11 protein-coding genes are annotated in these 13,742 nt (G+C 76.1%); 7 read left to right on the forward strand and 4 right to left on the reverse strand.

Translation table 11 applies throughout. The features are described from left to right. The first annotated feature begins 40 nt into the window (after positions 1–40). From GD880_RS00175 to GD880_RS00185, 3 genes are all read left to right on the forward strand, one after another. Complete coding sequence (locus tag GD880_RS00175; protein WP_152229628.1) at positions 41–916, forward strand: glutamate ABC transporter substrate-binding protein; 876 nt, start codon at positions 41–43, stop codon at positions 914–916. Between the two features lie 99 nt (positions 917–1,015). Continuing rightward, complete coding sequence (locus tag GD880_RS00180; protein WP_405002708.1) at positions 1,016–1,720, forward strand: amino acid ABC transporter permease; 705 nt, start codon at positions 1,016–1,018, stop codon at positions 1,718–1,720. Further along, entirely contained in the window at positions 1,717–2,607 is an 891-nt protein-coding gene (locus GD880_RS00185) for an amino acid ABC transporter permease (protein WP_152229629.1), read from the forward strand. Before GD880_RS00180 ends, GD880_RS00185 begins: the two co-directional genes overlap by 4 nt. 172 nt (positions 2,608–2,779) lie before the next feature. Here GD880_RS00185 and GD880_RS00190 read toward each other — a convergent pair whose 3' ends face one another. The 3 genes from GD880_RS00190 to GD880_RS00200 form a co-directional block, all read right to left on the reverse strand. Then, positions 2,780–3,382, reverse strand: a complete 603-nt coding sequence (locus GD880_RS00190) for a regulatory protein RecX (protein WP_319593237.1) — start codon at positions 3,380–3,382, stop codon at positions 2,780–2,782. Positions 3,383–3,384: 2 nt separating this feature from the next. Continuing rightward, positions 3,385–4,434 (reverse strand): recombinase RecA, encoded by a 1,050-nt coding sequence (gene recA / locus GD880_RS00195; RefSeq protein WP_152229630.1) that lies wholly within the window; start codon positions 4,432–4,434, stop codon positions 3,385–3,387. A gap of 230 nt (positions 4,435–4,664) precedes the next feature. Then, positions 4,665–4,901, reverse strand: a complete 237-nt coding sequence (locus GD880_RS00200; RefSeq protein WP_152229631.1) for a DUF3046 domain-containing protein — start codon at positions 4,899–4,901, stop codon at positions 4,665–4,667. Between the two features lie 214 nt (positions 4,902–5,115). Between GD880_RS00200 and GD880_RS00205 the strand changes: the two genes are divergently transcribed. Continuing rightward, positions 5,116–10,035, forward strand: coding sequence for an ATP-dependent helicase (locus GD880_RS00205; protein ID WP_152229632.1), 4,920 nt, complete (start codon positions 5,116–5,118; stop codon positions 10,033–10,035). Positions 10,036–10,046: 11 nt separating this feature from the next. Here GD880_RS00205 and GD880_RS00210 read toward each other — a convergent pair whose 3' ends face one another. Beyond that, positions 10,047–10,703 carry a cytidylate kinase-like family protein gene (locus tag GD880_RS00210; RefSeq protein WP_193314297.1) on the reverse strand — a complete coding sequence of 219 codons (657 nt, stop codon included), beginning with the start codon at positions 10,701–10,703 and terminating at the stop codon, positions 10,047–10,049. A 281-nt stretch (positions 10,704–10,984) separates the two neighbouring features. Here GD880_RS00210 and GD880_RS00215 point away from each other — a divergent pair, with 281 nt between their 5' ends. The 3 genes from GD880_RS00215 to GD880_RS00225 are packed head-to-tail and all read left to right on the forward strand — an operon-like array spanning position 10,985 to position 13,714. After that, positions 10,985–11,566 carry an ArsR/SmtB family transcription factor gene (locus GD880_RS00215; RefSeq protein ID WP_152229634.1) on the forward strand — a complete coding sequence of 194 codons (582 nt, stop codon included), beginning with the start codon at positions 10,985–10,987 and terminating at the stop codon, positions 11,564–11,566. Further along, positions 11,563–12,924: an MFS transporter gene (locus GD880_RS00220; RefSeq protein WP_152229635.1), complete on the forward strand. Its 1,362-nt coding sequence runs from the start codon at positions 11,563–11,565 to the stop codon at positions 12,922–12,924. Before GD880_RS00215 ends, GD880_RS00220 begins: the two co-directional genes overlap by 4 nt. After that, positions 12,917–13,714, forward strand: a complete 798-nt coding sequence (locus GD880_RS00225; protein ID WP_152229636.1) for a DNA-formamidopyrimidine glycosylase family protein — start codon at positions 12,917–12,919, stop codon at positions 13,712–13,714. Before GD880_RS00220 ends, GD880_RS00225 begins: the two co-directional genes overlap by 8 nt. Positions 13,715–13,742 lie beyond the last annotated feature (28 nt).

The following is a 13,742-nucleotide window of genomic DNA, read 5'->3' on the forward strand; positions in this document are numbered from 1 at the left end:
CACCCACTCCCCGCCCGGGGACCGACCGCAAGGAGAACACATGCGAAGCGTGCGCAGAGCCGGGCTCGCCCTGACCGCGGCCACCGCTCTCATCCTGGCCGCCTGCTCGGCCGGCGAGCCCGGACAGACCGGCGGGTCCGCCACCGCGAGCGGGTCCGAGACCGGCTCGGGCGGCACCGCCGGGGGCGACACCATCACCATCGGCATCAAGTTCGACCAGCCCGGCCTCGGCCTGAAGGAGGGGAACGACTTCACCGGCTTCGACGTCGGCGTCGCGAAGTACGTCGCCGGCAAGCTGGGCTATGCCGAGAACCAGATCAAGTTCGTCGAGTCCATCTCCTCCCAGCGCGAGACGCTGCTGGAGAACGGCTCGGTCGACATGATCTTCGCGACCTACTCCATCACCGACGCCCGCAAGGAGCGCGTCGCCTTCGCCGGGCCGTACTTCGTCGCCGGCCAGGACCTCCTCGTCGCCGCGGACAACACCGACATCACCGGCCCGGACTCCCTCAACGGCAAGGTGCTGTGCTCGGTGGAGGGCTCCACCTCGGCCGAGCGCATCCGCGACGAGCACGCCCAGCAGACCCAGCTCTACCCCGCTCCGACGTACTCCGAGTGCGTCGAGCTGCTCAGCGCCGGCAACGTCGACGCGGTCACCACCGACGACGTCATCCTCGCCGGCTATGCCGCCCAGTCCCAGTACGAGGGCAAGTTCAAGCTGGTGGGCCAGCCGTTCTCGGAGGAGAACTACGGCGTGGGCCTGCCCAAGGACAACGACAGGTGCGAGGACGTCAACGCCGCCATCACCTCGATGATCGACGACGGCACGTGGGAGGAGCTCATCAAGAAGAACGTCGGCGAGAGCTTCACCCCCAACCCCTCGCTCAACCCGCCGAAGGTCCAGGCCTGCGCCTGACCCCACCGGCGCCCGGGGCCTGAGGGCCCCGGGCGCCGCCCCGGCCTCCGGCGGCCTCCCCGGCCCCGGTCCCCTCCGCACCCGCCCGAAGGAGCCCACGTGGGTGGCTACCTCGCCGACATGGCCGAGCTGCTGCGCAGCTACGACATCCTCGGCGCCTTCCTCGTCAACGTCCGCCTGACGTTCTACTCGGCGATCCTCGCGTTCGTGATCGGCACCGTCCTGGCGGTCATGCGCGTCTCCCCCGCCCCGAGCCTGCGCTGGGCGGGCGCGACCTACGTGAACCTCGTGCGCAACACACCGCTGACGCTCATCATCCTCGCGTGCTCGCTCGGCCTGTGGGGCCAGCTCGGCGTGGTGCTGGCGAGCAAGGACGCCCCGGGCGGGTTCATCGCCGCCAACAGCTTCCGCCTCGCGGTGGTCGGCCTGTCGGTCTACACCGCGGCGTTCGTGTGCGAGGCGCTCCGCTCCGGCGTCAACACGGTGCCGGTCGGGCAGGCGGAGGCGGCGCGGGCGATCGGGCTGTCCTTCGGGCAGTCGATGCGCATGATCATCCTGCCGCAGGCGGTCCGGGGCGCGGTCGCCCCGCTGGGCAACACGCTCATCGCCCTGGCCAAGAACACCACGGTCGCCCAAGCGGCCGGCGTGGTGCAGGCGGCGTCGGTGATGTCGACCATGATCGAGTTCCGCCCCGACCTCATGGTCGCGATCTTCCTCGTCATCGCGCTCGTCTGGGTGGCCATCGTCCTGCCGATCGGCCTGCTCACCACCTACCTGTCCCGACGTCTGGGGGTCGCCCGATGAGCACCGTCCTGTTCGACGCCCCCGGCCCCCGCGGCCGACGCCGGATCGCCGTCGTCAACGTCGCCGGCGCCGTCGTCGTGCTCGGCGGGCTCGCCTGGGTGACCTGGGCCCTGGCCGCCAAGGGGCAGCTCAGCGCCGAGAAGTGGGAGCCCTTCCTCACGGCCTCGGTCTGGCAGGACTACCTGCTCATCGGGCTGTGGAACACGCTCCGCGCCGCGGCGGTCGCGATCGTGACCTCGGCCGTCTTCGGGCTGATCTTCGGGCTCGGGCGGCTCTCGCAGCTGACCGCGGTGCGGGCGGTGTGCGGCGTCGTCGTGGAGTTCTTCCGCGCGGTGCCCGTGCTGATCATGATGATCTTCTTCTACTTCCTGTTCTCGCGCTCCGGGATCGTGGCGCCGTCGCAGGCACCGTTCTACGGCGTCGTGGTGGGGCTGACGCTCTACAACGGCTCCGTGATGGCCGAGCTGGTCCGCTCAGGCGTGCACAACCTGCCCCGGGGACAGCGTGAGGCCGGCCTGGCGGTCGGGCTCACCCCGGGCCAGAGCCTGCGCCTCGTCGAGCTGCCCCAGGCGCTCATCGCCATGCTGCCGTCGATGATCAGCCAGCTCGTCGTCATCCTCAAGGACACCGCGCTCGGCTCGATCATCTCCTACAGCGAGCTGCTCCGCTCGGCGCGGCTGGTCGGCTCGACGTTCGCCAACTACGTGCCCGCGCTGATGGTCGCCGCCGTGATCTTCATCGTCGTCAACTACAGCCTCACCTGGGTGGCGGAGCGGGTGGCCCGTCGGCTGAGCGTGCGCACCACCGGCACGCCTCGCGCCGTGGCGAGCGACGGCGGGGTGGCCCTCACCGGCGTGCCCGCCGGCGCGGGCGCGGGCGCGGGGTAGCGCCCGGGCCGGGCCACGTGCTCGGCGGTGAGCGGACGAGCAGCCAGCGCTTCGCGCACCAGCAGATCGGCGCGGCGCGCCCGTGGCACGGCGCGATCCGGGGCGTCGGCGCGGAACGCCGCTGCACCGCCCACAGCCGACCATCAACAGGCTGCGAAGGGATTCCTCACAGTCAGTCCAGGCTCCAGTCGGCACGGTCGGCGCCCGGGTCCTCCCCCTCCGCCGCGAGCACCTCGTCGACCACCCGCATCGCCACGCCGGGGCCGAACCCCTTGCGCGCGAGCATGGCGGCCAGGCGGCGCCGGCGAACCTGCCGGTCCAGACCGGCGGTGCTGCGGGTCTTCTTCTCCACGAGGCGCCGGGCGGCGGCCTCCTCGTCGGCGTCGTCGACCTGGGCCAGGGCGGCACCGGCCACCTCCGGGTCGATGCCCTTCTTGTGCAGCTCGGCCGCCAGGGCACGCCGCGCCAGCCCCCGCTCGGCGTGCCGGGTGCGCACGAGCATCTCCGCGTACGCGGTGTCGTCCACGAGGCCGACCTCGGTGAACCGGTCGAGCACGCGGGCGGCGACGTCCTCGGGCACGTCGCGCTTGGCCAGCGCGGCCTCGAGCTGGGCGCGGCTGCGCGGCGCGGCGGTCAGCTGGCGCAGCGCGATGGTGCGGGCCACCTCCTCGGCGTCGGGCTCGCGGTCCATCGCCGCGGCCCCGGCCGACGGCGGCTCGAGCTCGTCGCGTCGACGTCCCGGCCGCCGTCGGCCCGAGGCCTCGGGCTGTCCCACGGTCAGAACTCGACCGGGACCTCACCGGCGGGGGCGCCGTCGGCCGGGGCCTCCACGCCGATGCCGAGCTTGGTGAGGATCTTCTTCTCGATCTCGTCGGCGAGCTCGGGGTTGTCCTTGAGGAACTGGCGGGCCTTCTCCTTGCCCTGGCCGAGCTGGTCGCCCTCGTAGGTGTACCAGGCGCCGGACTTGCGCACGATGCCGTTCTCCACCCCGAGGTCGATGAGGCCACCCTCGCGGGAGATGCCCTCGCCGTAGAGGATGTCGAACTCGGCCTGCTTGAAGGGCGGGGCCATCTTGTTCTTGACGACCTTGACCCGGGTGCGGTTACCCACCGCGTCGCCACCCTCCTTGAGGGTCTCGATGCGACGGATGTCCAGGCGGACCGAGGCGTAGAACTTCAGCGCCTTGCCGCCGGTGGTCGTCTCCGGCGAGCCGAAGAAGACGCCGATCTTCTCGCGCAGCTGGTTGATGAAGATGGCGGTGGTGCCGGAGGCCGAGAGGGCGCCGGTGACCTTGCGCAGCGCCTGGGACATCAGCCGGGCCTGCAGGCCGACGTGGGAGTCACCCATCTCGCCCTCGATCTCCGCCTTGGGCACCAGGGCCGCGACGGAGTCGATGACGACGATGTCCAGCGCCCCGGACCGGATGAGCATGTCCATGATCTCCAGGGCCTGCTCGCCGGTGTCCGGCTGGGAGACGAGGAGCGCGTCGGTGTCCACGCCCAGCTTCCGGGCGTACTCGGGGTCCAGGGCGTGCTCGGCGTCGATGAAGGCCGCGATGCCGCCCTTCTTCTGGGCGTTGGCCACCGCGTGCAGGGCGACGGTCGTCTTGCCGGAGGACTCCGGGCCGTAGATCTCGATGATGCGGCCGCGCGGGAGGCCGCCGACGCCGAGGGCGACGTCCAGGGCGACGGAGCCGGTGGGGATGATCTCCACCTTGGGGCGGGTGTCGTCCCCCAGGCGCATGATCGACCCCTTGCCGAACTGGCGGTCGATCTGGCTGAGCGCGGCCTCCAGGGCCTTGCTGCGGTCTGCGACGGGAGCGGGCATGTCGGTTCACCTCTCGGCGGGGGCCGCTCGGGCGGCCCAGGGGCGGTCAGGGCTGGTCTGTGGCAGGGCCCGCCCTCTCCGGACGGCTACCTGCTGGCGACGCTATGCCCGACCACTGACATCCGGCCGGAGGCCCCCACGGGACTGTGGAGATCACCGGTCGTCGTCGCCTGGGCACGAGCGTACGCCGAACGAGTGTTCGAAACCATGCTGCGACACGCGGGAGTTTCTCAGCGGCCCCCGCGCCGCTCCTTCGGGTCGCGGCGGTATCGCCAGCGCACGGCGTCGTCGAGCTCCATCTCGTCGCACATCGCGTCCCACACGTCCTTGGGGGCGACGCCGGCCGCCAGCGCGGCCGCGGCGGTGCGTCCCCCGACGCCGGGCAGGACGAGGTCCTCGGCGAGGGAGCGGCCGTAGCCCGCGCCGAAGGTCTCCTCGACCACCTGCCAGAACTCGGAGTGCCTCACCCCACCAGCCTGCCACGCCTCAGGGCCGCGCCCCGCACACGGGGCCGAGGCTGGGGGCGAGGCGGGCCGCCGCCCGGGCCCGGGCAGGGCGCGCCGTCACCGCCGCGCCCGGGCCCGGGCAGGGCGCGCCGTCACCGCCGCGCCCGGGCCCGGGCAGGGCGCGCCGTCACCGCCGCGGCCGGGCGCGGGCGCGGTGTCACCCCCGGGCGGCACAATGACGTGCGTGCCGTTCTCCGAGCCCACCCGCGCGTGGTTCGACGGCGCCTTCGCGGCCCCGACGCCGGCGCAGGAGGGCGCCTGGGACTCCATCGCGTCCGGGCAGCACGCGCTCGTCGTCGCGCCCACCGGGTCGGGCAAGACCCTCGCGGCGTTCCTGTGGGCGATCGACCAGATGCTCACCGGCGAGGTGCCCGAGGACGCGGAGCGCTGCCGGGTGCTGTACGTCTCCCCGCTCAAGGCCCTGGCCGCCGACGTCGAGCGCAACCTGCGCTCCCCGCTGGTCGGCATCTCGGCCGCCGCGGCCCGGCTGGGCCGTGCGGTCAACGACGTCCGGGTGGGCATGCGCACCGGGGACACCCCCGCCGGCGAGCGCCGGCGGATGGCCACCCACCCGCCCGACATCCTCATCACCACCCCGGAGTCCCTCTATCTCGTGCTCACCTCCGCGGCGCGCGAGGGGCTGCGCGGCGTGCGCACGGTGATCGTCGACGAGATCCACGCCCTGGCCGGCACCAAACGCGGCGCCCACCTGGCCCTGTCCCTCGAGCGCCTCGACGACCTGCTCCCGGCGCCCGCCCAGCGCGTCGGGCTCTCGGCGACCGTGCGCCCGGTGCCCACCGTGGCCACCTTCCTCGCCGGGCACCGGCCGCTGCCCGAGGGCGGCCGGACGGTGCGGGTGGTCGAGCCGGGCAGCAGCAAGGAGCTGCGCATCGACGTCGTCGTGCCGGTCGAGGACCTCGCCGACCCCTCCGCCACGCCGCTGCGCGCCGCCGCCCGCGGCGGCCTCCACGACGAGGGCCCGGACCTCTCCGGCGCCGCCGCCGGCGCCCCGCCCGAGCAGCGCCACCCCTCGGTGTGGCCGCACCTGACCGAGCGGGTGGTGGACCTGGTCGCGGCCCACCGCTCGACGATCATCTTCACGAACTCGCGCCGCTCGGCCGAGCGGCTCACCGCCCGCCTCAACGAGGAGTGGCAGGCGCGCGCCGACAACGTGGGGGCGGGCGACGCCGCCCGGGCCGCCGGGGCGGCGTGGGCCGCCGCCACGCCCGGGCAGTCGGGCACCGCGCTCGCCACCGCCCAGGTGGTCGCCCGCGCCCATCACGGCTCGATGAGCCGGGAGGAGCGGGTGCGCACCGAGACCGAGCTGAAGTCGGGGCGGCTGCGGGCCGTGGTGTCGACCTCGAGCCTCGAGCTCGGCATCGACATGGGCGCGGTGGACCTCGTGGTCCAGGTGGGCGCCCCGCCGTCGGTGGCCTCGGCGCTGCAGCGCATCGGCCGGGCCGGGCACCAGGTCGGCGCCCTCTCGCACGGCGTGGTGCTGCCCACCCACCGCGGGGAGCTGCTGCCCGCCGCGGTCGCCGCCGCCCGCGCCCAGGCCGGGCTGATCGAGGAGATCCACGTCCCGGCCAACCCCCTGGACGTCCTCGCCCAGCAGATCGTGGCGATGCTCGCCCTCGACGAGCTCACCGTCGAGGAGGTGGCCGCGCTCGCGCGCCGCGCCGCCCCCTTCGCCACCCTCGGCGACCGCTCCCTGACCGCCGTGCTCGACATGCTGGCCGGCCGCTACCCCAGCGAGGACTTCGCCGAGCTGCGCCCCCGCATCGTGTGGGACCGCACCGCCGGGGTGCTGCGCGGGCGCCCGGGCGCGCTGCGCCTGGCGGTCACCTCCGGCGGCACCATCCCCGACCGCGGCCTGTACGGGGTGTACCTGGCCACCGGGCCCGTCGCCGACGGCGGCCGGACGGCGGCGGACGTGACCTCCGGCGCCCGGGGCACCGGGCGCCGGGTGGGCGAGCTCGACGAGGAGATGGTCTACGAGTCCCGCGTGGGCGACGTGTTCACCCTCGGCACCAGCACGTGGCGCATCGAGGCCATCACCCCCGACCGGGTGCTCGTCTCCCCCGCCCCCGGGCAGGCCGGCCGCCTGCCTTTCTGGAAGGGCGACACCCCCGGCCGGCCGGCCGAGCTCGGCCGGGCGCTGGGGGCCACCACCCGCGAGCTCGCCGGCCACCTCGGCGACGGCACCGCGGCCGAGCGGCTCGGCCGCGCGGGCCTGGACGCCTGGGCCACCGACAACGTCGTCGCCTACCTCGACGCCCAGCGGGAGGCCACCGGCCGGCTGCCGGACGACCGCACCATCCTCGTCGAGCGCTTCCGCGACGAGCTCGGGGACTGGCGGGTGGTCATCCACTCCCCCTACGGCGCCCGGGTGCACGCCCCCTGGGCGATGGTGCTCGCCGGGCGGCTGCACGAGGCCACCGGCATGGACGTCAATGCCGCGCCGAGCGACGACGGCATCGTCCTGCGCCTGCCCGACGTCGACACCACCGCCTCCGGCCCCCTCGACCTCGCCCAGCTGCTGCTCGACCCCGAGGAGGTCTCCGGCCTCGTCGTCGGGGCGCTGACCGGCTCGGCCCACTTCGCCGCCCGCTTCCGGGAGGCGGCCGCGCGCTCCCTGCTGCTCCCGCGCCGCCGGCCGGACCGGCGCCAGCCCCTGTGGCAGCAGCGCCAGCGCAGCGCCCAGCTGCTCGCCGTCGCCGCCCGCTACCCCGACTTCCCGGTCGTGCTCGAAGCGGTCCGCGAGTGCCTCCAGGACGACTTCGACGTCCCCGCGCTCACCGAGCTCATGCGCCGCGTCGCCGCCCGGGACGTGCGCGTGGTGGAGGTCACCACCCAGCTGCCCTCGCCCTTCGCCCGGTCGCTGCTCATGGGCTACATGGCGCAGTTCCTCTACGGCGACGACGCCCCCCTGGCCGAGCGGCGGGCCGCGGCGCTCACGCTGGACCCCACGCTGCTGGCCGAGCTCGTCGGCTCCGACCTCGGGGACCTGGCGGACCTGCTCGACCCCGAGGCGGTCGCGCAGGTGGCCGCCGAGGTGGGGCTGCGCACCGCGGCCGCGCGCGCCAAGGACGCCGAGGGCTTGGTCGACCTCGTGCGCCGGCTGGGCCCGCTGACGACGGCGGACCTCGCCGCCCGCGCCGTCGCCCCCGACCAGGTGCCCGCCTGGCTCGCCGATCTGCAGGGACAACGGCGGGTCATGGCGGTGCGGGTGGCCGGCGTGGAGCAGTGGGCGGTGGTCGAGGACGCCGGCCGGCTCCGCGACGCCCTCGGCGTCGCGCTCCCGCTCGGGCTCCCCGCCTCGGTGCTCGAGCCGGTGCCGGACCCGCTCGGGGACCTCGTGCGCCGCCACGCGCGCACGCACGGACCGTTCACCGCCCGCGCCGTCGCGGGCCGCCTCGGCCTCGCGCCCGGCGCGGTGCAGCCTGTGCTCGCCGACCTGGTGCGCACCGGTGCCCTGATCGAGGGCCGGCTCAGCCCGGCCCCGGGGGCCGACGGCGTCCCGCGGGGCGACGGGGCGCCCGACGCCGCCGGTCCCGGCGACGGCGTGCTCACCCTCGTCGCGTCCGACGGCATGGGGGTGCTCACCGCCCCGCCGGTGGAGTACTGCGACGCCGAGGTGATGCGCCGCATCCGGCGGCGATCGCTGGCCCGGCTGCGCAGCGAGGTCGAGCCCGTCACGCCGCAGACGCTCGGGGTGTTCACCCCCCGCTGGCAGCACGTGGCCCCGGTCGGCGCCCGGCCGGACCTGCGCGGCGCCGACGGCGTCCTCACGGTGGTCGACCAGCTCGCCGGCGCCCTCGTGCCCGCCTCCGCGCTGGAGTCGCTCGTGCTGCCCGCCCGGGTGCGCGACTACTCCCCCACCCTGCTCGACGAGCTGACGAGCTCAGGCGAGGTGGTCTGGGTGGGCGGCGGCGCGCTGCCCGGCGTCGACGGCCTGCTCACCCTCCTCCCGGCCGACGCCGTCGCCGAGCTCGCGCCCGTGCCTGCCCCACCCACGCTCACCGAGCTGCACCACCACCTGCTCGACGCCCTGGCCGGGGGCGGGGGCCGCTTCTTCCGCGACCTGCTGCCCCCGGACGAGCTCGGCCCGGACGGGCGCGCCGCCAGCGCGCGCCCGGCGGAGGTGCTCGAGGCCCTGTGGGACCTGGTGTGGGCCGGCCGGGTCACCAACGACACCCTCGCCCCGGTCCGCGCCAGGCTCGGCGGCGGGCGGCCCACCCACGCCGCCCCGCGCACTCCCGCGCGCGCCCGGTCACTGCGCCCCGGTGCGGGGCTGCGCCGCGCGGCCCTCTCGCGCGCCGCCCTCGCCGGGGCACGACCGGCGTCGGCCGTGAACCTCCCGTCCGCCGCGGGGCGCTGGTCGCTGGTGCGCCCGGAGCCCGCGCCGGCCGAGGAGGACGTCGAGGCGCGCACCGCCCGGGTGACTGCCCTGACCGTCGCGCTGCTCGAGCGGCACGGCGTGCTCGTGCGCGGCGCGGCCGGTCTGGAAGACCTGCCCGGGGGCTTCGGCGCGGCCTACCAGGTGCTGCGCCGGCTCGAGGAGGCCGGGCAGGTGCGCCGCGGCTACCTCGTCGAGGGGCTGGGGGCCGCGCAGTTCGCCCTGCCCGAGGTCGTCGACCGGCTGCGCGGGGACGCGGCCGAGCTGACCGTCCGCCGCGAGCGCGCCGCCGCCGGCGACGCCGCCCCGCGGGTGGCGCTGTTGGCCGCGACGGACCCGGCCAACCCCTACGGCGCCACGCTCGGCTGGCCGCCGACCACCGCCGGCGAGGGCCACCGCCCCGGGCGCAAGGCGGGGGCCGCCGTCGTCGTCGTCGACGGCGCCCTCGTGCTCTACGTGGAGAAGGGCGGCCGGACGCTGCTGTCCTTCACCGACGACACCGTGGCCCTCGACGCCGCGGCGGCGGCGCTGGGCCAGGTGGCCGGCTCGGGGGCGCTCGGACCGCTCACCCTGCAGCGCGTCGACGGGGTCGCCGCCCTCGAGGCGGCCGGCCCGCTGCGCCGGGCGCTGGACGCCGCCGGGTTCGGCCCCATCCCGCGCGGCCTGCGCCTGCGCCATGGCGTCGGACACCGCTGAGCGGGCGGCGCTCACGCGCCCGCGGCGCCGGGACCGGCGGCCTTGAGGCGCGCGGCGGCGACGACGATCGCCACGCAGGTGTCGAGGTCGAGCAGCCCGGTGTTGAGCACCATGTCGTAGTGGTCGACCTCGCGCGGGTCCCAGCCGTAGAGGTCGAGGGACATGTCGGCGCGGACCTGGTCCTCGCGCTTCTGCCGCTTGCGGGCCCGCTCGACGTCGATGCCGGCGTCGCGGGCGGCCCGGGCCACCCGCTGCTCGAGGGGCCCGTCGAGCCGGACGTGCAGCGTGGCGGGGCGGTCGCGCAGGATGAAGGCGCCGTTGCGGCCCATGACGACCCCGCCCTGGTCGGCCTCGTCGAGCACCACCCGGGTGTTCTCCATGGTCAGCTCGTACTTGTCGCGCTGGCCCGCGGTGACGTCGCCGACGTCGAGCCCGCCGTAGGAGGTCCCCAGGGCGCCGAAGACACGGGCGAGGAGCCCCTCGTGCTCGCGGCGGCTCTCGGCCGCCTCGATCTCCTCGGAGCTGAACGCCTGCCGGTGGAAGGGCAGGCCCAGCGCCCGCGCCACGCGGGGGCCGACGTAGCCGGCGCCGGACCCGTAGGACTCGAAGAGGGTCACCACGGGCAGCGCCGCCCGGCCCGCACCCTCCGGTGGACCAGCGTGGGACATGCGCCCTCCCGGTGCCTGAGGCCGATGCTCCATCGTAGGGACCGGCCGCGGCGCGCGCCCCGGTGCGGTGGTCCCCGGGTCGGCGCGGCGACCCCACCCCCTGCCGGTCGTTGGCAGGTTGATGACGTGACCTGTTCTCCCCCTTGACCCAGATGTGACGGACCCGAGAACGTCTGAGATCGGTGGCCCGCGAAACCCGGGGGCCGTGGGCGCGTTGCAGGGGGGCGCGCCCGCGGCCCACCCCTTTACACAGAAAGTGTGCACACGTACCGTGCACTCCCATGGACAGCCTCCCGGGCGGCGTCCGCCTCGACGCGCGGGCCGTGAGGGTCCTCGCCCACCCCCTGCGCACCCGGCTCCTCAGCGCGCTGCGCCTCGACGGGCCCGCCACCGCCACGTCCCTCGCGCGCACGCTGGGCACCAACAGCGGCGCGACCAGCTACCACCTGCGCCGGCTGGCGGAGGTCGGCCTGGTCACCGACGCCGACGGCGGCACCGGCCGGGAGCGCCGGTGGCGCGCCGCGCACGAGAGCCACGGCTTCACCGCCGGCGACGTCGAGGACTCCCCCGACGCCCGCGCCGCCCAGGCCTGGCTGCGCGCGGAGTACCAGCGCCAGTACCAGGCCTGGGCGCAGGCCTGGCTCGCCCACGAGGACGACTACCCCCTGGCCTGGCGCGACGCCGCCGGCAGCTCCGACTTCGCCCTCGACCTCACGGCCGAGCAGCTCGCGGCCCTGCTGGCCGACCTCACCGCCGTCGTCGCGCGCTACCGCACCGCTCCGCCGCCCGCGGGCCACAACGAGACCCGCCCCGTGCTCGTCGTCCTCCACGCCTTCCCCCGCGTGCCCGGCGGCGAACCGTGAGCGCCGCCGGCGCGGCCCTCACGGCACCGTCGGCCCGGCGCCGATTCCTGATCCTCACCGCCCTGCGGTGGCTGCCGGTGGGGCTGGTCATCCCGGTGGCGGTCCTCCTGCCCCTGGACCGCGGCCTCAGCCTCGCCCAGGTCGGCCTCGCCGCGGCCCTGCAGGGGCTGGTGGTCCTGGCCCTGGAGCTGCCCACCGGCGGCCTGGCCGACACGCTCGGGCGCCGGACGGTGCTGCTCCTCGCCTCCGCCGTGGGCGTCGGCGCCATGGCCCTGTACCTCGCGGCGGACAGCCTCGCGATGTTCGCCGCGGTCTTCGCGCTCCAGGGCGTCTTCCGCGCCCTCGACAGCGGGCCGCTGGAGGCGTGGTACGTCGACGCCGCCCTCGGCGCCGACCCGCGCGCCGCCATCGACCGCGGGCTGAGCGCCCACTCCGCCGTCCTCGGGGTGGCCATCGCCGCCGGGGCGCTGGCGGGGGGCGGCCTCGTGGCCTGGGCGCCGCTCGCCGGCCTGGAGGCGCTGGCCACCCCGGTGGCCGCGGCCCTCGTGCTCCAGGTGGCCGGCCTCGGCGCCATCGCCGCGCTCATGGTCGAGCCGCGGCGCGCCAGCGGCCCGCGGGCGGCGTGGCGCGCGGCCGTCGGGACGCCCCGGGCCATCGCCGACGGCATCGGGCTCCTGCGCCGCAACCGGGTCCTGCTCGCCCTGGTCGCCGTGGAGCTGTCCTGGGGATTCGGGATGGTCGCGTTCGAGCAGCTCACCCCGGTCCGGCTCCTGGAGATCCTCGGCGACCCGGACGCCGCCGCGGCCGTCGTCGGCCCCGCCAGCTCGGCCGCCTGGCTCGCCTCCGCCGCCGGGGCGACGCTGGTGCCGCTGCTGGCCGGCCGGCTCGGGTTCGCGCGGTTCGCCGCCCTCACGCGCCTGCTCCAGGCCGTGACCGTCGTCGGCATCGGCCTGTTCGGCGGCGTCGTCGGCGTCGTCACGGCCTACCTCGCCTGCTACGTGGTCCACGGCGCGGCCAACCCCGCGCACATGACGCTGCTGCACCGGCAGGTGGACGGCGCCCGCCGGGCCACCGTCGTGTCTCTGAACTCCATGGCGGCCCAGCCCGCCGGCGCCCTCGGCGCCGTCGCGCTCACCGCGCTGGCCGACGCGGCCTCCGTGGGCGTCGCGGTGTGCCTGGGCGCCGTCGTGCTCGTGCTGGCGGCCCCGCTGTACCTGCCGGCCTGGCGCCAGGAGCGGGCGGAACGGCGGGCACGGGTCGCATCCCCTGGGCGCGACGGGGGGCAGGCGGACACGGCCGCGCGGCCGGTGGGGCGCCCGGGGCCCGGCACCGCCGGGAGCGAGGTGCAAGGTGCCTGAGGGCGACATCGTGGTGCGGGTGGCGCGCCGCCTCGACGCCGCGCTCGCCGGCCAGGTGCTCACCCGCGGGGAGCTGCGGTGGGCCGACCTCGGCGCGGTGGACCTGGCGGGCGTCGGCGTCGTCGGGAACGCCACCCGCGGCAAGCACCTGCTGACGCGCCTGGACGACGGCCGCACGCTGCACACCCACCTGCGCATGGAGGGCGTCTGGCGCCTCGTGCGCACCGGCGACCTCGCCAGCGGGGCCAGCCGGGCGGACCGCAACCCCTCCGTGCGCGCCGTGCTGGGCACCGCACGGTGGACCTGCCTGGGCATCAACCTCGGGATGGTCGACCTGGTGCCGACGGCGGAGGAGGGCCGGCTGGTCGGCCACCTCGGCCCGGACCTGCTCGCCCCGGACCTCGACGCCGACGCCGCCGCGGCGCGGATCCTCGCCCAGGGCGGGCGGGGCATCGCCGAGGTGCTGCTCGACCAGACCGTCGTCGCCGGCCTGGGCACGATCTACATGGCGGAGACGCTGTGGACCCACCGGGTGTGGCCGTGGGCCCCGGCGGGCTCCCTCGGCGCCGTCGCCCGGGACCTCGTGACCACGGGGCGCCGGCTCATGCGCCGCTCCGCCGACGCCCGGCTGCCCACGGCGACCGGCGACACCCGCCGGACCACCAACGTGCACGGCCGGGAGCGGCGCCCGTGCCCGCGGTGCGGCACGCCGGTCGCCCGGGGCGAGGCCGGCACTCCGCCGCAATTGCGGTCGGTGTACTACTGCCCGTCGTGCCAGCGGCCGGCGTGACGGGCCCGGCCGTGACGCCCCAGGAATC

Origin of the sequence: Georgenia ruanii, assembly GCF_009193175.1 — a bacterium.
GTDB classification, from domain to species: domain Bacteria; phylum Actinomycetota; class Actinomycetes; order Actinomycetales; family Actinomycetaceae; genus Georgenia; species Georgenia ruanii.

Bases quoted from the DNA above. Each gene is read 5' to 3' on its own strand.
- GD880_RS00175 (WP_152229628.1), top strand. From the start codon at position 41: ATGCGAAGCGTGCGCAGAGCCGGGCTCGCCCTGACCGCGGCCACCGCT.
- GD880_RS00185 (WP_152229629.1), top strand. From the start codon at position 1,717: ATGAGCACCGTCCTGTTCGACGCCCCCGGCCCCCGCGGCCGACGCCGG.
- recA (WP_152229630.1), bottom strand. From the start codon at position 4,434: ATGCCCGCTCCCGTCGCAGACCGCAGCAAGGCCCTGGAGGCCGCGCTC.
- GD880_RS00205 (WP_152229632.1), top strand. From the start codon at position 5,116: ATGACGTGCGTGCCGTTCTCCGAGCCCACCCGCGCGTGGTTCGACGGC.
- GD880_RS00210 (WP_193314297.1), bottom strand. From the start codon at position 10,703: ATGTCCCACGCTGGTCCACCGGAGGGTGCGGGCCGGGCGGCGCTGCCC.
- GD880_RS00215 (WP_152229634.1), top strand. From the start codon at position 10,985: ATGGACAGCCTCCCGGGCGGCGTCCGCCTCGACGCGCGGGCCGTGAGG.